Raw genomic sequence first — 22,518 nt, forward strand, 5'->3', positions numbered from 1 at the left:
CGCCGGTGAAGGTCCTCGTGGTCTCCGACAGCTACCCACCGGCGGCCGGTGGACTCGAACGTGCCGTGCATGCACTGGCCACCGGATTGGCCGGCGACGGAACCGAAGTCACAGTCGCCACACTCAGCCGAGGCGGCACAGCCTCGCATTCGCTCGAAGGCCTGGTCATGGTCCACCACCTACCTGGCTGGACGCGATTCCTGCGACCGTTCACCTCCGACCCCACCCACCAATTTCATCCCACCGCACCCGATCCCGCACTGACGAGGCACCTCCAGCGCCTTGTCGATCGGCTACAACCCGATGTAGTGCACGCCCACGGATGGATCCTGCACTCGTGCCTGCGATTGCGCTTACCTCGGCAAACCGCACTGGTAGTCACTCTCCACGACTACGGACTGAACTGTGCCAAGAAAACTCTGGTACCCGCAAACGCGCTGGACACCGTATGCCCGGGTCCAGGAATCACGCGGTGTCTTCGGTGTGCAAGCGAGTTCTACGGGGCACCGAAGGCCGTGCCACTTGTCCTCGGACTGGCCGAGAGCCAACACCTCCTCGATCGTGTCGGGCTCTTTCTGCCGATCAGCACAGCAGTGGCGCAATCATGTCTGGAGGGAGTCGACCGCGATCGGGTAGCCGTAATACCGTCGTTTGTACCCGACGATGTCGGTGACGAGGGGCTGGGTGACGAAGGGCTGGGGAATGGCACGGCCGATTTCCTCCCGTCCACCGACTACCTCCTCTTCATCGGTGCCATCGGCCCGCACAAGGGAATCACGACACTGCTGGACGCGCAGCGGCTCATGCCCACGCCGATTCCACTGGTCGTGATCGGAATGCAACGCCCCGATACTCCGTCGATGACCGGCGACTCCGAACGCCGAGTGATCGTGCGCACCAACGCCGGACACCAACAGGTCATGGCCGCCATGCGAAGGGCTCGCGTGGTCTGCGTCCCCTCGAGATGGGCGGAACCACAAGGACTCGTTGCCATCGAAGCGATGAGCGCGGGAACCCCGGTTGTCGCATCCGACATCGGCGGGCTACGGGACGTGATCGACCACAATCGATCCGGACTGCTTGTTCCTCCCGGCAATGCCGCCGAACTCGCCCGGGCACTGGAACTGCTGCTCAACGATCAGGCCCTCCACACACGTTTGGCTGACGGCGGAAGGACCAGAGCCCGCGCCTACACCGAATCGACTGTTCTGCCGCAGGTTCGACGCGCCTACGCCAGGGCAATTTCACGGCGTGCCGTATGAATATTTCTGCGCCGTCCCGAATTCTGCACAATCGCAACAGCATACGCATTCCACCACACACTCGACGGCGGCTCACCGCGATTGCACGTGCCATCCGATTCGCCGGGATGTTTGACCCACAAATACGCGTCCGCGTGCGCTGCCTGGGTTTGTGTTGTCGGGGCCGACCCTAGCGCGCGATCCGGCGGATTGCACCAGTTGAGCGGCCCTTCGGGCGGTGGTCCGGCGCCGTTGCGTGACGTATCGACGACGTAGGTCTTTCCGCCGGTCAGCGCCGATACGGACTCGCCGTATGCTTCCTGCTCCGCGGTCGTGTGGAAGTTGGCGACATTGAGACTGAACCCCCTGGCTCGATCAACGCCGGCCGATCCCAGTCGGCTCGCCAGCTCGGGTGCATCCAGCCATCGAGAATGACCACCGTCGATGTACACCGCCGTATTCGGTTCCGCAGAAAGAGCATTCACCGAATAGCGAAGTAGATCCATTCGTTCCGTGATCTGTTCCGAAGACAGGCACGATCGGTCGGTGAGCGCGTCCGGTTCCACGATCACGACGGCTTCACGGTTACCGATTCCGGCCGCGACATTGTCCGACCAGGTCCGGTAGTCCGCGCCGTTGCTGTACCCGCCGGCAGAGAAGGAACCGCAGTCGCGCTGGGGAATCGCATAGGTGACCAACACCGGAACAGCACCCGCACTCGCCGCGCCGTCGACGTAGCGCCCCACCTGGTTGGCAACCGCTGACGGCGGAGATGTTGCACTGAGCCAGAATGCCTGCGGTGTGTCGGCCAACGTGGCAACGGTCGAGGCGGTTTCCGGGTAGTCGACCATCGCGCGCGCCGCACTCGAATTCGGGTCGACGTAAAAACCTCCGGACGCGACCTGCTGCAGAGTGGCCAGGTCGTCTCGCGCACCCGCCGCACAACAACTCGAACCCGTCATGAGCACAGCCGCGCAGGCACACGCGACGATTCGATTCCACATCACGGTAGGTCCACCCTTGTCTCGTGAAGAGCATCGTGAAGACCTGCCAGCATGATCGCTGCCAGTTCTTCGATTTGTGGGCTGTCGAGAATCGAGTCGTGGCTTCCGCACAGAAAGTGCGTGCGCACCCGACCTTCGTGGAAGGTATCCCACCCGAGAATCGGTGTTCGCACTTCCGACGCCGTCGTCGACGTGACAAATAGTTCGAGTGGCACGCTGTGCCCGCGTTGTTCGTAGCGCGCCATGATGTCCCAGACACCCCGAAGATCGAAATCCTCCGTCGCCGAACGCCGAACGAGTCCCGCGGAAATCAGTTTCTCCCGGCCCGACCATCTGAGGTTGCGGGCATATTCGGTCACCAGCTTGATCCTGCCGGGCTGGCGCAGTCGCTCGAGTCGTCCCGACGACGACTTCCATCGCTTCATCACTCGCCCTGCGGTTTCCGGCGTCGGCGTATCGAGTATCCCCAGCCACGCAACGTGCTGCCCGTCTCGATCCAACTGTCGCGCAAGCTCGTACGCCACAAGCCCGCCGAACGAGAAGCCGGCCAGTGCGTACGGCCCTTCCGGTTGAACGGCCCGCATCGCCGACATCATGGGCTCCACGAGTTGCTCGACGGTATCCGAGCGTTCCGGGCGCATCGACGCGGCAAGCGGCAACAGCGGATACACACCCTGCTCGTCGCCCCACAGCGTCCGCAGATGCCGCAGACTCATCGCGCTCGGGAGATCGGGAAACACGAAGAAGGCGGGCGGCCGATCCGTCACGGCCGGCGCGTGGGATTCGGCCGGCGACGACGCACCGTCCACGAGGCGCGCAAGCCCAGCAACGGTAGTTCCCTTGTCGAGGAAATCGACCAGCGACACCTGCGCACCCATCCTATATTCGATCTGCGCAACAAGATTCGCGGCCAGAATAGAATGCCCGCCGAGATCGAAGAAGTTCCGATCCAGATCCGACACCTCGGTGGCGAGCAGCATCGACCACAGAGAGGCTACCTTCTGCTCCGTCGGCGTGAGCACCCGTGCAGAAGACCTCTCGGAAGCGATTGCCGCGCTGCGATGTTCATCTGCGCCTTCGCGCTGCACCCGTGCGGCCAGGTCGCGCAAGGCCCGGCGATCGAGTTTCCCACTTACCGAGGTGGGAAGTGCCGGCACTCGAACGATCACGGCCGGCACCATGTACTCCGGCAGTCGTTGCCGTGTCCACGCGCGCAGATTCGCGTCGTCATCCGGTTGGTTCTGCCGGGAGTAATTCTCGTCCGGGACGATGTAGGCAAGCAACTGCGGTTGTCCGCAGTGGTCGGTGCCGACGTCGACGGACACCGTTGCCACGCCCGGATGTTCTCTCAGCGTCGCTTCGATCTCGCCCAGTTCGATCCTGAACCCGCGGATCTTGACCTGACCATCGAGTCTCCCGAGGTGCCGCAGCCGTCCGTCGGCGATGTACCGCCCGCGATCACCGCTGCGGTAGGCGCGCTCTCCGGGCACACACGGATCCGGTACGAACCGTTGCGCCGTCTCACCCGTGCGGTGGAGATACCCTCTCGACACCCCTGGTCCGCCGATCACAATCTCTCCCGGCACACCCATCGGAAGGATCCGCCCACTCGAATCCGTGACGTACAGACGTGTTCCCGGCATCGGTCGGCCCACTGTCACCGGTTCATCCGGGGAGACCGATCCGCCGCCGGCAAACACTGTCGTCTCGGTTGGGCCCCACCCGTTCCACACCCCGGCGCAGAGACCGGACAGCGACATTGCCACCGACTGCGGTAGCGGTTCACCAACCGCACCCGCGATCAACCCGGGGCTTCCTGCCCAGCCCGATTCGATCAGCGCTGCCCAACTGGTGGGGGTTGCGCTCATCCGCGTGGCGCCGCACTGCTCGATCACGTGCGCAAGCCGACGCGGGTCGTGCATCTCCTCGGTGGTAGCGACCACAAGACCGGCCCCGATCCCGAGAGTCACGAAGTAGTCGCCAACCGACATGTCGAACGTGTATGAGGCCACCGAAAGCACAACGTCGCCGGAATCGAGACCCAGCGCCACCGGCAACGCCGACATCAGATCCAGTACATTGCGGTGTTCCACCTGAACGCCTTTGGGTGTCCCGGTCGAACCCGACGTGTAGATGATGTAGGCCAAATCGTCAGACCGAACTGCCCCCGTGTACCGACCGTCGACCAACCGTTCCGTGCTTGGATCAGAGGGCTCCTGGCCGTCCACTGTCACCACTGGGCAGTCGACCCACGTCAATTCCTCCGCCAAGGATTCGGCAGTCAGCACTACCGACGCATGCGCGTCCTCGAGCATGAACCGGGCCCGCCGCACCGGTTGCCTAGGCTCGATCGGCAGATAGGCAGCACCCACCATCAAGGCGGCCAGGATCGCCGGTACGAGATCAATCGTGCGTGGCATCAACACCGCCACAACAGTTCCCGGACCGATACCCACGCGGGTAAGACGTCCGGCAATCGAACGGGCCCGGTTCACCAGCTCGCCGTAGGTCAAGCAGATCGCACCCACCGTCACGGCTGGTGCATTCGGCGACGTGATCGCCCGATTCACGATTGCCTCGTGGATCGTTCGCGGAGGGCTTTGTCCGATCAGTCCCGACTCGGCAGAGGCAGGGGCAGGGGCAGGGGCAGGATTGAGATTCAGCTGCCGAGTCACGTCTTCGGGATCCGCGAGTGACAGCTCGCTCAGGACAGCGGTGGGGTTTTCCGCGCACCGGCGCAGCAACAGGTGCAGATGACGCCCCATCAACGCGACCGTTCCTGAATCGAAAAGGTCTGTGTTGTAGCTGATTCTGCCCACCAACCGACCGTCGTCGCGCTCGTCCAACTCGAGGCTCAGATCGAACTTCACCTGCCCAACTCCGGAGCCGACGGCGTTCTCCATCAGCTGCATCGACCACTCGTCGTCGACGGGAACCGCCGGGGGTTCGAGAACCAGGACCGACTGGAACAGCGGGTTCATACGAGGATCTCGCGGCACGTCCAGTCCCCGGACCAGCCGTTCGAAGGGCACCACACGCCCGAGCGCATCCAGTACTTCGGTGCGCATGGCGGCGACGGCCTCGGCAAATGTCCACTCCGCGCTGAGCCTCGCGCGCAACACGGTCGGAGTGAGGCAGTACCCCACCATCGACTCGAGTTCGGACCTTTGACGGAGGTCTGTCGGTGTTGCGAACGTGACATCGCTACTGCCCGTGTAACACTGGAGCCAGTACCCGTACACCGCGGCCAAGGCATGGAATAGCGTTGCCCCTTGCAGGCCCGCCGAGGAACGCAATCTCGCCACCGTGTCGGCGTCAACCGAAACCGGCTCAACAGACCCGACAAACCGTTGACGCGGCGGACGCGGCCGGTCGAGCGAAAGGTCCAAGGCCGGCGCCCCCTCGAAGTGCCGTCGGTAGCATTCGATCCTGTTCGCCACCTCATCGCCCTCCACCCACTTCCGCTCCCAGGAGGAGTAGTCGCCGTGTTGAACGGGCGACTCACGAAGCGCAGGCAAAGTGCCTGCGATCCGAGAGTTGTACAACGACACCAGCTCCGGAAGAAATATCCGGTACAGCGTGACGCCGTCGAAGATCAAGTGATGCAGTCCGAGGTACAACCGATGACATGAGTCGGACACACGCACCAACTGCGGCCGGATCAGTGGACCCGCGCTCGTGTCGTACGGCTGACGTGTCTGCTCGACGGCAAGGTCTGTTGCCACGCCGACCGCTTCGTCGAACGGTAGGTGGCTCACATCCAAGACTGGCAGCTCCGTCACCGCCGGCGGATGGATCACCTGCCGCGGCTCGTCGCCCACCATCGCAAACGTTGTGCGCCACGCTTCATGCCGGCGGATGAATTCGTTGAAGGCCCAGCTGAGGGCTTCGACGTCGAAAGCCCCGTCTTTGGTCACGATGGCAAGTTCGTTGTACGCAAGCGCTTTCGGCGCCAACCGATTGAGGTACCACAGTTGCAACTGTGCGGCCGACAGCGGCGCGTAGTGCACACCGGTCTCACTCCCCCGTCTGCGCGGCACGGAAGGTGATGCGCCATTCGCTTGTGCTCCCCGCAATCGATTCTCGAGCAGTGCTTTCCGCGCCGCGATCCGGCGCTCGTTGTCGAGGGTGGTCATAACGACCACCGCACGTTCAGCGACGCAAGGCCACGTAATCCCAAATTGGGGCGCCACCGGATCGGTCCCGGTTCCAGTTCCAGTCCTGGCAACCGGGCCAGCACCGTCCCGAATGCCGCCTGCGCCTCCATCCGGGCCAACGGCGCACCGAAGCAGAAGTGCCCCGCCCAACCGAATGCGAGGTGACGGTTGGGTGCGCGATGCAAGTCGAGCCGACCAGGATCGGTGAACTTCGAGGGGTCCCGATTCGCGGACCCCATCACGGCGATCACCGCTTGGCCTGCCGGAATCGGTTGTCCGGCAATCTCCACCGCGTCCGGAGCAATCCGTGCCGTGTGTTGGCTCGGGCTCTCGAAACGCAGCAGTTCCTCGATGGCTGCGCTCAGACCCGAGGGATCGTCGATCAATTCCTCGAACTGATCGCGGTGGCGGAGCAACGTGAGCAAGCCGTTGCCGATCAGATTGGTGGTTGTCTCCTGTCCGCCGACCATGGTCACCACGACGTTGGCCACTATCTCGTCTTCGCTGAGACTGTCTCCGTCGATCTCCGCGGCGCACAGCGCACCGATCAAACCGTCGGTGGGATGCGTGGCCTCATTCCGCACCGCAGCCTGGAAATACTCCGTCATCTGCTCCACGCTGCGCAGGACACCGGCAACGCGGCCGGGATTGTGCTGAAAATTGCCGAGCATCTCGGCAAAGTCACTTGACCAGTTCTTCAGCAGTTCATGGTCTTCGGTGGGCACTCCCAACATCTCCGCCGTCACGATAGCGGGCAGCGGGTTGGCCAGGGTGTCCATCACCTCCATGCCCCCGTCGTCGATGACCGCGTCGATCAGCGAATCGGTGATCTCCTGGATGTGACCGCGCAGGGCCGCAATGCGGCGCGGTGTGAAGGCCGCAGCCGCCAATCCGCGAACCCGACCGTGTTGCGGTGGATCGAGGAACAGCATCTGACGCACCATCACTTGCGCCACCGGAGCCAATTGCTCCATCCCCAACTCAGCCAACTTTGCCGGGGTGGGCGTGCGATCAGCCTTGAACCGGGTGAGTACGTCGGCGACATCCGCGTAACGAGTCACCACCCACGCGTGTAGGTACGGATCCCACATCACCGGCGCCTCGTCGCGCAAGGATTGATAGAGCTGGTAGGGATCTGCCAGCACTTCGGGGTCGAGTAGTCGAATCAGACTGGGAGCCTTGGTCGGTGCCGTGGTCATCATTCACTCCGTCCTGCGTCGAGAAGCTCCTGATCGCTCATGCCGGATATCTGCTCCACGACCAGTTGTTCCACCTTGGCGGCCATGTCACGAACCGTGGGATTGTCGAAAAGCTCGAGCAACGTCATTTCGACGCCGTACATCTCCGCTATCCGAATGATCAACTGAGCGCCCAACATCGAATGGCCGCCGAGAACGAAGAAGTTTTCGTCGATCCCCACCGCCGGCAGATCCAGTCGTATGGCGACGATCTCGGCGAGCGCTGCCTCGACCTCGTTTCGAGGCGCGATCAAGGAGCCTCGGTCGACACTGATGGTCGAGTGCGCCGCGCGCTCCAACGCCGCGCGATCAATTTTTCCGTGTGCGGTGGTGGGGAACTCGTCAAGTTCGATGATGGAACGAGGCAACATGTGATCGGGAAGGTGGGCCGAGAGATACGTCTGCAGCCCCGATATGTCCGCCGTCTTGTCATCCCGAACGACAAACGCAGCCAGAGATGGATTCTGCCGATCCCCGCGAACGATCACCACGCTGGCCTGCACCGCCGGGTGTCGATCGAGTACCCCGGCGATCTCACCGACTTCGACCCGGTTACCTCGGATCTGCACCTGATCGTCGCGTCGGCTGGAGAACTCGACATCGCCGAATCTGTTGAGCCGAACCAGATCACCGGTCCGGTACTCGCGTTGTGCGGGGTCGTCGCCGTGCTGTGAGAACTTCTGCGCGGTCAACTCCGGCAGACCGAGATATCCGCGGGCTACCGATACACCCCGTATCACCAATTCTCCGACCTCACCGGCACGGACTGGGGAACCGTCCTCACCGACTACCTCGAGGTCGACACCGTCGATCGCGCGACCGAGTGCGGGCAACGCGTCTGCTGGGGTGTCACCGGCGAGCGGATCGACAACCCCCGACACGGAGACGACACTCGCCTCGGACAGTCCGTAATTGTTGACGAGAGTGAACGGCAAGCCAGGCGGCGGACGGTGGTACAACACGTCGCCTCCTGTCAACAGAATCCGCAGTGCGGTATTTTCCGGCCAGGTCATCGCAATCAACGATTCTGCGAGGGGGGTGGGCACAAAGCACACGCTCACGCGTTCGGAGACCAGCCAATCACGCAACCGCACCGGATCGTTTTCCAATCCCGATGGAACTACGTGCAACGACGCGCCCGCCGTCAAAGCCGGCCACAGTTCCCACACTGATGCGTCGAAACCCGGACTCGCGATCAACGTGCATCGATCATTCGAGGTCAGCTCGAATGATCGTTTGTGCCAGTCGATCAGGTTGAGCAATCCGCCGTGCTCGGCAACAACGCCTTTCGGCTCACCGGTCGAACCCGACGTGTAGACGACGTAAGCGGCATCAGTCGGTCGGGTGCTGAAGGTCTCGGCAATGACAGCCTCGCCGTCGACCGGTGCGCACCCAGTGCGCGGCGGAACGATCGGGTCGACCCAATCGAGCCTGGCAGCAACGTCCGGAAAAGCAACTAACGCGCGAGCAGAACTATCCTGGACGGCAAACCGAAGTCGCGCATCAGGCTGCCGCGGATCGAGTGCCACGTACCCGGCACCCGCCGAGAGGATCCCCAACGCACCGACGACACAGTCCGTCGAACGCGGCACACAGAGAGCCACAAGATCACCAGGAACCACCCCGGCAGATCTAAGCGCTTGGGCGAGTGCGCTTGCGCGAGAATGTAGTTGGCCGTAGTCGAGTTGTTCTTCCACCGAGGCAACGGCTACGCTGCGGGGCGCGGATTCCACAACTCGCGCGATCTGCCGCACGACGGAATCGTCAGGTAAATGAGAGTGAAGGTGACGCTGAATGTGATTCATGAGGGCCTGCCTACTCGTCCATCAGATCGGACGAGCCACCAGGCATCAGGGGTAGCTCCACGCACCGCGCCACCAGGAATCAGGGGTGGAACGGCTCTGAATTGAAAGTTACTCCACTGCCAGGTCGATGGCTAGGTGTCACCGCCGGGTCGATGGCTAGGTGTCACTGCCGGGTCGATGGCTAGATGTCTTTCCATGGCACACCGGCCCGGATCGGTGTAGCTTTCGACTAGGCGGCAGTCTGCCCTTCCACACCCGGCAGCGCTGCAGGCCCTCTCCAGAGCTACCCCTGATTCCCGGCAGCTCGTCCTCGCTGCGCTGACGAGTAGGTAGCCACGATGAATCTCGAATTCGCCGATCTTCTTGCACATTTTGTGCAGCTGCTGCCGACCGTCTATGTGGTGGACGACGTGATGACGGAGTTGCTGGAAAACAGCGTCGACGCCCTCGGGGTGTCGGGTGGCAGCATCAGCCTGGTCAGTGGGGGCGAACTGAGATGCATCACGTCGATTGCCGATTCCGCTGCCGATATCGAACGATGCCAGGAAGGTCTTCAATCCGGCCCCGGACGGACGGCGTACGAGAAGGGCGAGAGGATCGCTGTCACCGATATCCGTCAACGGCACGATCTCTGGCCTGAATTTGCCGAGAACGCCAGACGGTTGAACATCGCAGCTACTGCGAGTGTCCCGATGTCGATCAACGGCGAAACGATCGGCGTTGTAAGTCTCTACGCGCACGAGCCACGAACGTGGTCCGCCGACGACATCGTCTTCACGTACCTGGTAGCGAACATGGCAACGGGGTACTGCGTCAACGCGTCGAAACGCCATCAACTGCAGCAGATTCGTTCTCAGCTACAGGAATCGTTGAAAGTGCGCATCATTCTCGAACAAGCCAAAGGCATCACTGCCGATGCGCGGCGCACCGGAATCGACGAGGCGTACGCGCTGATCCAAGCTCACGCACAGTTGTGCAACGCTTCGGTATCCGCCGTCGCACGCGCAATAGTCGATGTCGGACTACGGGTGTGAAGGCGTCAGAGTTGTAACTCGTAGGGGCGGCGACGACCTGCGCCCGGCCCGCAGCATCGCCGCGATACGGTCGGATTTCACCGGTGGGCTGAAGAGAAATCCTTGCGCATACCGGCATCCGAGATCGAGCAGTATTTGCGCCGCCCGACCGGAGTCGACGCCTTCGGCGACCACGTCCAGCCCGAAGGAATCTGCAAGTCCGACAATCGAGTGGACTATCGCCAGATCGTCGTGATCGATTCCCAGTTCATGAACGAATCCCCGATCGATCTTGACCGTGTCGACCGGCAACACCTTCAACTGAGCCAAAGAACTGTACCCGGTTCCGAAATCATCGAGAGCGATGCGAACGCCGAGTTCCTCCAGTCCACGCAATGTCACCAACACGTGAGCCAGATCGTGCATCACCGCCCTCTCCGTGATTTCAATACACAAGCTGCTACCCAAGAGGCCATGCGTTTCCAACTCGATTGCAACGGAATCCACAAAGTCACTGGTAATCAACTGCGCCGGTGATACATTCACGCACATGAACAGTGGTGTCCCTGAAATCATCGCATTCCACTGCGCAAGTTGACGGCAGGCCTCGCGGAGAACCTGCCGGCCGAGTTCCCCTGAAAGGTTGGCAGCCTCGGCAATGTCGATGAACGAATCCGGTTGAAGCACACCACGTACCGGGTGGTTCCACCGCACCAGCGCTTCGACACCCGATATCGCACCCGATTCCAGGTCGACAACAGGTTGGTAGTACACCTCCAACTGGCCGTCGCGAATTGCCGCGCGCAGGTGCATCTCCATCTCCGCATGATCGTCGTTGGCTGCCCGCATCTCGTCGCTGCACACCACTACCGCATTTCCTCCGTCGGATTTTGCGGTAAGCACGGCCTCGTCGGCGCACCTGAGCAATTCGCCCACGCTGCACTCTCCCGGTTTTGCCACCGCGATACCGATACTCACGCTTCTGCCCACCTCTTCGGTCCCCAGCGAGATCGGCGTGGACGCAACCAACTGTGCTTCGCGCGCAACCACTTCGGCCTCATTCGCGTCCATCGGTTCCGACATGACAATGACAAACTCGTCACCGCCGAGCCGGACCACGACGTCATCCGGAAATCTGCCTTCGAGGCGGTTTCCGAGTTCGTGAATGAACGCATCGCCCGCATTGTGTCCCAGTAGATCGTTGACCACCTTCAGCCGGTCGACGTCCAGGAACAGAAGTGCAACGGGCCCGGACTCCCCCGGCTGCAGACGTCGTTCGAGTTCACCGAGAAGCATCCTCCGATTGGACAGTCCGGTCAGCTCGTCGTGATCCGCCAGGTAGCGCAGACGCCCCTCCGCAGCCACCCTCGCCTGCAATTGGGCAAACAGAGTGGCAATAGCGTTGAGTGCATTGATTTCTCGAGTTGACCACTCCCGGTCACCGAACTTGATGAATCCCAGGACCCCCGTGGTGACGGGACCGGACAGCAACGGCACGGCGGCCATCGACGTCTCGACGACACCTGCGCCGCTTCGGATCCTGTCTTGATACCCGCTCGGTTCGGGACGGATGATCACTGCTTCGCGCGCATTCTCGGCGGCCGCAAAAACCGGGTCCGCGTCCCGGAAATACACCACTCCCAAGGGATCGGGGTCGGGAACATCCTGGCGCTGCGGCCATTCCGCCACCAGCACCGTCGCCCCGATCGTGTGATCGTTGCGCCGCAGGAAGCTGACGTCGACGCCGAAGTACTCGACCAGGTCGCGAAGGACCTCGGTGGCCGCTGCGACCGACGTCGTCGAGTCGGCCGGCATCAGTCGACCGGCAACGTCGGTCACCAACTGTTCGAGGCTACGTCCGTCCATGATTTCTCCTGCAACTTTCTCTACGGTGCCTCAGCGTCGAATACTGTTCGCGGGCAGTCGCGCACTGCGCACTGTTTCCGGTGGACAATGACTCAGGCGCAGCACCAAGGCAATGGACTCCTCGCTACCGAGATCGAGTAGCACTCGCATGTGCAGGCGCAATGCATCGAGTTCGCTGGCAAACGGGTCGGACAATCGCGCGCAGTCGTTACCGTCGCGGGCGTACAGGAACACTGGTGACATGGGTTGCACACCCAATCCGTGCTCCTGTGCGCACACCCACACCGCTTCGGCAGCCGAACCGCCGCGAACATAGTCGTCGAGACAGGAACCGTCCACAGTCACCACACCAAATGCCGAACTCGACGTGATGCGGTCACGAGCACTGATCCCCAATACTTCTCCCGCGCCCCATCGCGCCAGCCGGGTCACCACGTCACTACGCCTGACGACGTCGAGGAATGCCACCTCGCTGTCGGCGAGCCCCAGTGTGCGGATATCGATCCCTGTATTCGCTGTTTCCGATCCCGGCCAACGCAATTCGCCGATCATCTGCTCGTGCAGCATCGGCGTCAGGTATCGGATACGGTCAGCGGCACCCACGACGTCCCCGAACGCACCAAGATCACGCGGGTCCGTGTACAGATGAAGGTGACCACCTTCATCGCGCGCGGCGCCCCGCAGTGCATCCTCGAGCTCACGGCCGATCGGTGCTTGCACCCCTACCCCTCGATTGGTACTTCGCTCCATCATCGCCGGGTAGCGCTGCGCCAGAAGCTGATTCATCGTTTCTCCGAGCTTGACACTTGCCACCAGATCTACCGAATCCGGATCGGGAAGAAGAACGGTGTCACCAAGAATTCCGTGTGCCGCTGCTGCGACCTTCGCGTTGTAGACGGCAGCACCGATCGCCACATGGGTTGCGCGGCCCTCTACATCCATCAACGACGTTCGATCACGATCCGCATGGACGTGGATCACCGGCCCATCGACCTCGACGGCCCAGGGTTGGGCATTTCCGCCCGACGGCGCCCACCTGATCGCCTCGAGAACAGCCTCGACGCCGTCGCCCGGCATCGTCGGTGCCGCGCCAGCCGCCACACTCGTTTCAGGAACATCGCTCTGCGAGCCATCCTCGTCAACCAGCGGATCATGCAGGCAATTCAGCCGGGCACCCGAGTCGATCCGGATCCGGCCGGACGGCAGCGACTCCCCCAAACCGAACCGGCGCACTGCGGTCGCCACGGCGGATGCCCCCGCGAAGCATTCACTTCCGAGCTGCGGCCACGTCGACAGTGTCGACCCGACTTCGACCAGTGACGCAGCCATTTTCGCCGACAGTTCTGCGGCCGACAAGAGCGCCAACGCATGGGGGATCTTCTCCTGGGCCGTTAGTCCGGCCAAGGTTCCTGTGTCGACATTCCCGAGAAGCCCGTGAAACAACGGCCGCTGCGGCTCGAGATCAAAACGCTCGATGTCCAGCAGCCCACGATCGGTTGTCTCCATGATCACCGGGATTCCACGACCACGCGCCACCCGTCGTATCGACATCTTGGCGTCGAGCGAATCACATTCCTCGACAACCAGATCCAGACCGTCGACAATCTTCTCGACGCTCGCGTCCGTCACCCCGGCCGTAAACACCGACACAGCAAGATACGGGTCGAGTTCGGCAACACGCCGCGCTGCGACCACCGCCTTGTTGACACCCACGTCAGTGATTCCCACCGGGATTCGGTTCAGGTTCGAGAGGTCGATACTGTCGAAATCTGCCAATCTCAGCTCGCCGCACAACCCTTCGAGCGCCAGAGCCTGCGCGATGACATTCCCGACACTCAACCCGACGATTCCTACACGCAACCGTCTCAGTCGCGCCTGTTCGTCACGGGTGATCTTGTTCCGGTTCCGGTCCAACCGGAGAAGTGAAAATGATTGCGGACCAACAATTCCCACCAGCTCGCGCCGCCACGGGTAGTACACCCATCGACAAGGTTCGTCGACAACCCGGCGATCAGGAAGGTCGCGAAGTCCCGACAACTCGTCGCGGAACCGAGCCCGATGGTCGAGTGCCAACGTATCCGGTTGTCGCCTCACCTCTTCCAACGAGGCAGCGTCGGCGGCGACTCGCTCGTCGAACACTCTCGCTCGCCAGAGCGCCTCATTCCCGGCCGACACCATCGCCGAGTCCATCTTCCGCGAAGCTGTCAGACGGCACTTGCGCCCCCTCGAGTTGGGCTGCCTCCGCCAGGAGTGCCGGCAACTGAGTATGGTGCGTCTTGTCCACGTAGGTGTGCTTGTCCCACCACATCATGCGGGTCAGATACCGCTCGTCCGGATACGGAACCCCGGGAATCGAATCCTCCATGACGCCGCCACAGGTAGCCCAACGGTCGAGTACGTACCCCGCGGCCGTCGCGAATGCGAACCTGACTCCGAGCAGCGACAGCGCGTGCGGTGCGATGCGCGACAATGCCGACGTCAGCTCACCACGTCTCTCCGCTTGCGCCCCGCACCAGGCAGTCTTGAGTTCGATCACACCACTTGGGATACGCCCGTCGATCATGGCGTAAACCTGTGCGATACCGGGGTGGTCGGTCCATTCCTGGACAGCGTGTGCCTGGTCCGCGCACATGTACGGCCCCTGCACGCGCACGCCGCCGACAACACGTCCCACGTCGTCGAGAGCCACGAAGAACAGCGTTGTCGAGAGCCCGTCCACTATGTCGTCGTATTCGACGACACTCTCGACTCCGTGATGTCGATAGTTCTCCCGCGCACCGTCTAGATACTCGCGCCATAATCGCGGATGCGACGCTGGTGTTGCAACAAGGAACCAGCACCGAGACGTAGCGTCGAAATAGCCACATTCCGATGCCGTCGTCGTGGGTGCTGTAGTCGTGCGTACCGCAGTAACAGAGGTTGTGCTCGCCGCTCGAGTCATGACAGTCCCGTCCACACCAGAAGGTGCGTAGTCGAAGCGCGAGGAGAGAATCTTATTGTCGCAAGAAATCGGCACCGATGCTCGAATCTCTGCGTCGACCGACCACCTGGCAGAATTCAAGCAACCCCTCGGCGAACAGGAATCACTTTCGTGAACTCAGACCTCACACTCGCGCCGCAGCCCGATCGCGGACCGATTTTCGTGAAAACACGCCCGGTGCGCACCGGCGACATCAACGCGGCCAAAGCGCTCCGGTTGGACGGCGTCGCCCGATACCTGCAAGACATCGCCACCGACAACATCGAGGCCATCGAGGCCGTCGACACTCACCCGTTCTGGATCGTGCGTCGAACCGTCATCGACGTCATCCGTCCGGCGATCTGGCCCGAATATCTGACCATGACCCGGTGGTGCTCCGCATTCTCGACGAGGTGGGCGAACATGCGTGTCCGCTTCGACGGCAGCAACGGTGCGCTGATCGAGACGGAAGGGTTCTGGATCCACATCAGTGCAGAGTCCGGTATGCCCACCCGGATGAGTGACGACTTCATGAAACCACTCGAGGAATCCACCGACGAACATCGCCTCAAATGGAAACGTGTGATCGCCGACAACGCACCGGACGTCGAAGCACCGGGCGTCATCGACACTCCGTTCACCCTGCGTGTGACTGATATCGACCCGTTCGATCACGTCAACAACGCCGTTTACTGGCAAGCCGTCGAAGAGGTGATCAGTACCCGAACTGCACTGCGCAGCACGCCTCACCGGGCGGTGATCGAATACCTCTCACCCCTTGTCGCCGGCGACGACGTGGTCCTACGGAGCCACGTCGAAGGTTCGCGCCTCACCGTCTGGTTCCTGGTGGGCGATGCACTGCGCGCCGTTGCACAGGTGAGTGCGCTCTAACGCAGCTTGCGAGTAGCTACTGCCGCAACGCCGAACACCAGAGCGAGAAGGATCGCGGCCCAGAAACCGAAGAGCCACCACACGACACCGAAGACGACTACAGCCGGCGCCACAGTGATGAGTGCAATGGTAGGGCTTTCCCGTACCACCTCGAGAGCCGTTCGAGCATGCGTGCGATCGAGCTTCTTGCCTGCCATGGAAGCCTCCTTCAAGGTCCTGACCATCCAGAGTAACCGTCACTGGTAGCGACAAAGCGGATAACGTGAACGCATGGCAGACCACCGCACCCTCGTTCTCATGAGACACGGAAAGTCCAGCTATCCCGAAGGCATTCGCGATCACGAGCGGCCACTCGCCGAACGGGGACTGCGCGAAGCCCGCCTCGGCGGCGAATGGATCCGCGAGAACGTCCCACCCATCGACGCCGTATTGTGCTCGACGTCGCGGCGCACCGTCGACACCCTGGCCGCGACCGCCGTCGACGCCCCGACAGGCTTCGACAAGTCGATCTACGGCGGATCCCAGGCCGACGTCATCAACGCAATCCGGACCACGTCCGCCAATGTCAGCACGCTCCTGGTCATCGGCCATGAACCGGGAATTCCCTGGACTGCACTGGATCTGGCATCGAACGAGAATTCCGAAGCAGCCCAACGGATTCGAGACAAGTTTCCGACTTCGGCAATCGCCGTGTTGTCCGTGCCCGTCCCGTGGTCAGAACTCGACGACGCTGCGGCCACGCTGCTGGAGTTCCACGTTCCCCGCTAGATCACCTCGCGCAGTACGTGATCCGAGTGTTCCAGGGCGGCGCGGTCGTATGTCGATGTCGACGCCAGCAACTCGTCCGCGCCCGTCCGCTCGGCCAGATCACTCGAGTGCTGCTTCACCTCGATTGCGGTCCCGTACATAGCCGAAGCCACGAACGAGTCGATACGCCTGGTGGTTCGATCGTTGAGCGCTGCGCCCCTGATCTGTTCCGCCGACACGAGCGGCGGAAACTCCCCTGTCCGTGACGATTCCGCGAGCGCGTACGCCTCCGGGATCAACAGCTCACGGGCCGCCTCGGTGGTATCGGCAACCATGACTTCGAGCGAGACCACGACATAAGGATCGGGGTGCGCGTCGCTGGGCTGGAAAGTCCGGCGATACTGGTCCAGCGCCTCCACCCTGTTGGTACCACCGATCTCGAGCATTGGCCCACCCACGACCACCGGAAGCCCCAGCTGCGCTGCCACTTTCAACCCGGTGCGCGTGGCAAGCACAAAGATCGGCACCCCGCCGCGCCACGCCGGACGAGCCGAGACGACGGCAGTTCCGTCCAGATAGCGTCGCAGCTCCTCGACATCAGCGGCAAACGTGTCCGGCGCGTCCTTGCTCCGTCGGAGCGCCCGGCGAACCGGTTCCGTGAAGCCCAATGACCGGCCGAGACCCAGATCGATCCGACCCGGATACAGGGCATCCAACATCAGGAACTGTTCGGCGACAACCAACGGTTGATGATTCGGCAGCATGACTCCGCCGCTGCCCAGTCGAATGTCGCGCGTGTGAGCGCCAATGGCTGCAAGAAGCACAGCCGGCGACCCACTCGCGATACCCGGAACCGCGTGATGCTCGGCGACCCAGAACCGGTGGTAGCCGAGAGCGTCGGCACCTTCGGCTCGCTCGAGGGTATGAGTCAGAGCGGCGGAGTCGGGGTATCCGCTCCGGGTTCGGGATCGGTCGAGCAGTGAAAGAAGCACTCTCGAAGCAACAAGGAATTCGGAAAGTTTCATCCGATTCGCAATCGAGGACCGTTTCTGACCGCAATACCCGCAACACTGGACCTGTCGCCGGAATTCACCATCACATGAAGGGCACGTCATGGACATCAAGCTCGAACTGGTCGCCATTCCCGTCACCGACATCGACCGCGCCAAGGACTTCTACGTCCGACTCGGCTTCAACGCCGACCACGATCACACCGTCAACGAGAACCTGCGGTTCGTCCAGCTGACCCCACCCGGTTCCGCCTGCTCCATCTGCATCGGCAAGGGAATCACCGACGCCGAGCCCGGTTCGGTCGTCGGCATGCAGGTGGTAGTCAAGGACATCGAAGAGGCCGAGCGCGAGTTCAAGGGCCGCGGGATCTATATCAGCCCGATCGACGACCAGGCTTGGGGACGATTCATCTACTTCGCCGACCCCGACGGCAACAAGTGGGCCGTCCAGGAGATCGTCATCCCCGACCTCAGCGGCAGTAACTCCTGAAACGAAAAATCCCCCGCCTCATCAGAGGCGGGGGATTTCTCACGAACTAACCGCTAGCGGTAGTCGTTGCTGAAGCCGTAGTCGTCCAGCGGAACTGCAGCACCGGTGTTCTGGCCGAAGCCGTCCGGGCTGTAGTACTGGTCGTCGTACGCGGGCACTGCGTACGCAGCGGCGCGGGCCTCTTCGGTGGGCTGAACCTGGATGTTGCGGTAACGGTTGATACCGGTACCGGCAGGGATCAGCTTGCCGATGATGACATTTTCCTTCAGACCGATCAGCTTGTCCGAGCGGCAGTTGATTGCAGCGTCGGTCAAGACACGAGTGGTCTCCTGGAACGATGCCGCGGACAGCCACGAATCCGTCGCGAGCGACGCCTTCGTGATACCCATGAGCACCGGACGGCCTGCTGCGGGCTCGCGGCCCTCAGCGACAACGCGGCGGTTGGCCGATTCGAACTCGGCGCGCTCGGTGAGCGAACCGGGAAGGAACTCGGTGGCACCGGAATCGATGATCGTCACGCGACGAAGCATCTGGCGCACGATGACCTCGATGTGCTTGTCGTGGATCGACACACCCTGGCTCCGGTACACCTCCTGGACCTCGTTGACCAAGTGGATCTGAACCTGACGCGGACCCATGACTCGCAGGACCTCGTGGGGATCGGCAGCACCTTCCATGAGCTGCTGTCCGACCTCGACGTGGTCACCGTCTGCCAGAAGGCGGTCTTCGCCGTCGCTGTGCTTGAAGCTACGCAGACGCTGACGCTTGGAGAGCTTGTCGTAGACAACCTCTTCGCCGCCGTCGTCCGGCACGATCGTGATCTTGTAGAAACGATCGCCGTCTTCGAGCTGCACCCGACCGGTGACGTCCGCGATAGGAGCCTTGCCCTTCGGCACACGTGCCTCGAACAGTTCCTGGACACGCGGCAGACCACCGGTGATGTCGGCGCCGGCCACACCACCCTGGTGGAAGGTACGCATGGTCAGCTGGGTACCGGGCTCACCGATCGACTGTGCGGCGACAATACCGACAGCCTCACCGATGTCGACCAGCTTGCCGGTGGCCATGGAGCGGCCGTAGCAAGTGGCGCAAACGCCGGTGCCGGTGGTGCAAGTCAGGACCGAACGGACCTTGACCTGCGTAATACCGGCCTCGAGCAGGGCGTCGATCGCGGGGTCACCGAGATCGTGTCCGCGCTCGACGATGACCTTGCCGTTCTCGTCGACTGCGTCAGCAGCCAACGTGCGGGCGTACGTGCTGGTCTCCACGTGAGCATCGCGGATGATCGAGCCGTTGGCCTGCTTCTCCGAGATCGTGGTGACGATGCCGCGCTCGGTGCCACAGTCGGTCTCGCGAACGATGACGTCCTGCGACACGTCCACCAGACGACGGGTCAGGTAACCCGAGTCGGCGGTACGCAGAGCGGTATCGGCCAGACCCTTACGAGCACCGTGCGTGTTGATGAAGTACTCGAGAACGGTCAGGCCTTCCTTGAAGGAAGACTTGATCGGACGCGGGATGAACTCACCCTTCGGGTTTGTCACCAGGCCCTTCATACCGGCAAGCGAACGAACCTGAGTCATGTTGCCGGCCGCGCCGGACTTCACGATCATCGGGATCGGGTTGTTGTCGGGGAAGTGAGCCTCCATGGCCTTGCCGACCTTTTCGGTCGCTTCCTGCCAAATGGTGACCAGAGCGCTGTTGCGCTCCTTCTTGTCCAAAGCACCACGCTGGTACTGCTTCTCGATCTTGTCGGCCTGAGCCTCGAAGTCCTCGATGATGGCAGGCTTCTCCGGCGGAACCAGAACGTCCGAGATGGAGATCGTGACACCGGAACGCGTTGCCCAGTGGAAGCCGACATCCTTGAGCTTGTCGACGGTCTGAGCGACCACGATCATCGGGTAACGCTCGGCAAGATCGTTGATGATCGTTGCCTGACGCTTCTTCGGCATCTGCTCGTTGACGAACGGGTAGTCCGCCGGAAGCAGCTCGTTGAAGAGCACGCGACCCAAAGTGGTGACAGCGGTCCAGCCGTCGCCGTAGTTCCAGCCCTCGGGGAACAGTTCCGCTTCGCGATCGCGCGGCGGACGCTGGTTGGTCAGACGCACCTTGATCTGCGACTGAACCGTCAGCGCGCCACGATCCACGGCCATCTGAGCCTCGGCGGGGCTGGAGTACACGCCCTGCTCCGGACCCTCGGACGTAGCTGCAGCGAGCTCACCGACGACACCGTCGTCGAGACGCGTCAGGTGGAACAGACCGGTCACCATGTCAAGACGCGGCATAGCGAGCGGGCGACCCGAAGCGGGCGAGAGGATGTTGTTCGAGGACAGCATCAGAATGCGTGCCTCGGCCTGAGCCTCTGCCGACAGCGGAAGGTGAACAGCCATCTGGTCACCGTCGAAGTCGGCGTTGAAGGCCTCACACACCAGCGGGTGGAGCTGAATGGCCTTGCCCTCGACGAGCTGCGGCTCGAATGCCTGGATACCCAGACGGTGCAGCGTAGGTGCACGGTTGAGCAGCACGGGGTGCTCGGCGATGACCTCTTCGAGGACATCCCACACCTGGACGCGCTTGCGCTCGACCATGCGCTTGGCCGACTTGATGTTCTGCGCGTGGTTCAGATCCACCAGACGCTTCATCACGAACGGCTTGAACAGCTCGAGAGCCATCAGCTTCGGCAGACCACACTGGTGCAGCTTGAGCTGAGGACCGACGACGATCACGGAACGACCCGAGTAGTCGACGCGCTTTCCGAGGAGGTTCTGACGGAAACGACCCTGCTTGCCCTTGAGCAGATCGCTCAGGGACTTCAGCGGGCGGTTACCCGGTCCGGTGACCGGACGTCCACGACGACCGTTGTCGAACAGGGCGTCGACAGACTCCTGCAGCATCCGCTTCTCGTTGTTGACGATGATCTCGGGAGCACCGAGGTCGATCAGTCGCTTGAGGCGGTTGTTGCGGTTGATGACGCGGCGGTACAGATCGTTGAGGTCGGACGTCGCGAAACGTCCACCGTCGAGCTGAACCATCGGGCGAAGCTCCGGCGGGATCACCGGAACAGCGTTGAGGACCATGCCCATCGGCGAGTTGCCGTTGGTCTGGAAAGCCGCAACCACCTTGAGGCGCTTGAGAGCACGGAGCTTCTTCTGGCCCTTGCCGCTGCGGATGGTCTCGCGAAGAGACTCTGCCTCGGCGTCGAGGTCGAAGTTCTGCATCAGGATCTGGATGGACTCTGCGCCCATCGCACCCGTGAAGTACTCGCCGTAACGGTCGACCAGCTCGCGGTACAGCAGCTCGTCGATGATGAGCTGCTTGACGCTCAGCTTGGTGAAGGTGCTCCAGATCTCGTCGAGACGATCCAGCTCACGCTGCGCGCGGTCACGGAGCTGACGCATTTCGCGCTCGCCGCCGTCCTTGACCTTGCGGCGGACATCGGACTTGGCGCCCTCTGCCTCGAGCTCGGCGATATCGGCTTCGAGCTTCTGTGCGCGTGCCTCGAGATCGGCGTCGCGCTGATCTGCGACAGCCTTCTTCTCGACCTGCATCTCGGCTTCGAGGGTGGACAGCTCGTTGTGACGGAGCTCCTCGTCGACACCGACGATGACGTAAGCCGCGAAGTAGATGATCTTTTCGAGATCCTTCGGAGCCAGGTCGAGCAGGTAACCGAGGCGGCTCGGCACACCCTTGAAGTACCAGATGTGCGTGACCGGTGCGGCCAGTTCGATGTGACCCATGCGCTCACGACGAACCTTGGCGCGAGTGACCTCGACGCCACAGCGCTCACAGATGATGCCCTTGAAGCGGACACGCTTGTACTTACCGCAGTAGCACTCCCAGTCCCGGGTGGGGCCGAAGATCTTCTCGCAGAAGAGGCCGTCCTTCTCGGGCTTGAGCGTGCGGTAGTTGATGGTCTCCGGCTTCTTGACCTCGCCGTAGGACCAATTGCGGATGTCCTCTGCGCTGGCCAAGCCAATGCGGAGTTCATCGAAGAAGTTGACGTCGAGCACGTAACTTCCTTTCCCCGTTGGGGTTACGGTTGCCGGTCACCCGGCAACCTGACTGCCAATTCAAATGTGAACTACGCCCCCGGGCCG

The 22,518-nt window shown here is 62.3% G+C and carries 15 protein-coding genes; 5 read left to right on the top strand and 10 right to left on the bottom strand.

The annotated features are described in order from the left end of the window. Positions 1–5: 5 nt before the first annotated feature. Positions 6–1,262 (top strand): glycosyltransferase, encoded by a 1,257-nt coding sequence (locus tag R4P64_RS27970; RefSeq protein ID WP_317823459.1) that lies wholly within the window; start codon positions 6–8, stop codon positions 1,260–1,262. Here R4P64_RS27970 and R4P64_RS27975 read toward each other — a convergent pair. The 4 genes from R4P64_RS27975 to R4P64_RS27990 are packed head-to-tail and all read right to left on the bottom strand — an operon-like array spanning position 1,229 to position 9,445. Beyond that, a complete protein-coding gene (locus R4P64_RS27975; RefSeq protein WP_317823474.1) occupies positions 1,229–2,245 on the bottom strand; it encodes a glycoside hydrolase family 6 protein in 1,017 nt (338 codons plus the stop codon). The genes R4P64_RS27970 and R4P64_RS27975 overlap by 34 nt on opposite strands. Then, positions 2,245–6,381, bottom strand: coding sequence for an amino acid adenylation domain-containing protein (locus tag R4P64_RS27980; RefSeq protein ID WP_317823460.1), 4,137 nt, complete (start codon positions 6,379–6,381; stop codon positions 2,245–2,247). Before R4P64_RS27980 ends, R4P64_RS27975 begins: the two co-directional genes overlap by 1 nt. Then, entirely contained in the window at positions 6,378–7,601 is a 1,224-nt protein-coding gene (locus R4P64_RS27985; protein WP_045070969.1) for a cytochrome P450, read from the bottom strand. Before R4P64_RS27985 ends, R4P64_RS27980 begins: the two co-directional genes overlap by 4 nt. After that, the gene (locus R4P64_RS27990) at positions 7,601–9,445 is read right to left on the bottom strand and encodes a non-ribosomal peptide synthetase (RefSeq protein ID WP_317823461.1); all 1,845 of its coding nucleotides are present in this window, start codon (positions 9,443–9,445) and stop codon (positions 7,601–7,603) included. The genes R4P64_RS27985 and R4P64_RS27990 overlap by 1 nt, the downstream gene beginning before the upstream one ends. Before the next feature lie 338 nt (positions 9,446–9,783). Between R4P64_RS27990 and R4P64_RS27995 the strand changes: the two genes are divergently transcribed. Continuing rightward, the gene (locus R4P64_RS27995) at positions 9,784–10,479 is read left to right on the top strand and encodes a GAF and ANTAR domain-containing protein (protein WP_317823463.1); all 696 of its coding nucleotides are present in this window, start codon (positions 9,784–9,786) and stop codon (positions 10,477–10,479) included. Here R4P64_RS27995 and R4P64_RS28000 read toward each other — a convergent pair. From R4P64_RS28000 to R4P64_RS28010, 3 genes are read right to left on the bottom strand one after another with little or no spacing between them, the layout of a single operon-like run. Further along, positions 10,468–12,324 (bottom strand): bifunctional diguanylate cyclase/phosphodiesterase, encoded by a 1,857-nt coding sequence (locus tag R4P64_RS28000; RefSeq protein WP_317823464.1) that lies wholly within the window; start codon positions 12,322–12,324, stop codon positions 10,468–10,470. The genes R4P64_RS27995 and R4P64_RS28000 overlap by 12 nt on opposite strands. A gap of 30 nt (positions 12,325–12,354) precedes the next feature. After that, entirely contained in the window at positions 12,355–14,514 is a 2,160-nt protein-coding gene (locus R4P64_RS28005) for an Rv1355c family protein (protein WP_317823465.1), read from the bottom strand. Continuing rightward, positions 14,483–15,265, bottom strand: a complete 783-nt coding sequence (locus tag R4P64_RS28010) for a hypothetical protein (protein WP_141484738.1) — start codon at positions 15,263–15,265, stop codon at positions 14,483–14,485. The genes R4P64_RS28005 and R4P64_RS28010 overlap by 32 nt, the downstream gene beginning before the upstream one ends. Positions 15,266–15,415: 150 nt before the next feature. Between R4P64_RS28010 and R4P64_RS28015 the strand changes: the two genes are divergently transcribed. Continuing rightward, positions 15,416–16,174, top strand: coding sequence for an acyl-[acyl-carrier-protein] thioesterase (locus R4P64_RS28015; protein ID WP_033236446.1), 759 nt, complete (start codon positions 15,416–15,418; stop codon positions 16,172–16,174). On the opposite strand, the gene R4P64_RS28020 is transcribed toward R4P64_RS28015, so the two are convergent. Next, positions 16,171–16,371, bottom strand: a complete 201-nt coding sequence (locus R4P64_RS28020; protein ID WP_033236447.1) for a hypothetical protein — start codon at positions 16,369–16,371, stop codon at positions 16,171–16,173. The two genes, R4P64_RS28015 and R4P64_RS28020, sit on opposite strands and share 4 nt — an antisense overlap. A gap of 73 nt (positions 16,372–16,444) precedes the next feature. On the opposite strand from R4P64_RS28020, the gene R4P64_RS28025 reads away from it, so the two are divergent. Further along, positions 16,445–16,942 carry a SixA phosphatase family protein gene (locus R4P64_RS28025; RefSeq protein ID WP_033236448.1) on the top strand — a complete coding sequence of 166 codons (498 nt, stop codon included), beginning with the start codon at positions 16,445–16,447 and terminating at the stop codon, positions 16,940–16,942. Here the strand turns inward: R4P64_RS28025 and R4P64_RS28030 are convergent. Continuing rightward, positions 16,939–17,946: an MsnO8 family LLM class oxidoreductase gene (locus R4P64_RS28030; protein ID WP_317823467.1), complete on the bottom strand. Its 1,008-nt coding sequence runs from the start codon at positions 17,944–17,946 to the stop codon at positions 16,939–16,941. The genes R4P64_RS28025 and R4P64_RS28030 overlap by 4 nt on opposite strands. An 88-nt stretch (positions 17,947–18,034) precedes the next feature. Between R4P64_RS28030 and R4P64_RS28035 the strand changes: the two genes are divergently transcribed. After that, positions 18,035–18,421, top strand: coding sequence for a glyoxalase superfamily protein (locus R4P64_RS28035; RefSeq protein WP_317823468.1), 387 nt, complete (start codon positions 18,035–18,037; stop codon positions 18,419–18,421). A 53-nt stretch (positions 18,422–18,474) separates the two neighbouring features. Here the strand turns inward: R4P64_RS28035 and R4P64_RS28040 are convergent, their stop codons facing one another. After that, positions 18,475–22,431 (bottom strand): DNA-directed RNA polymerase subunit beta', encoded by a 3,957-nt coding sequence (locus R4P64_RS28040; protein ID WP_045070980.1) that lies wholly within the window; start codon positions 22,429–22,431, stop codon positions 18,475–18,477. Positions 22,432–22,518 lie beyond the last annotated feature (87 nt).

It is taken from the genome of Rhodococcus sp. IEGM 1366 (assembly GCF_033142425.1).
GTDB lineage: Bacteria > Actinomycetota > Actinomycetes > Mycobacteriales > Mycobacteriaceae > Rhodococcus_F > Rhodococcus_F globerula.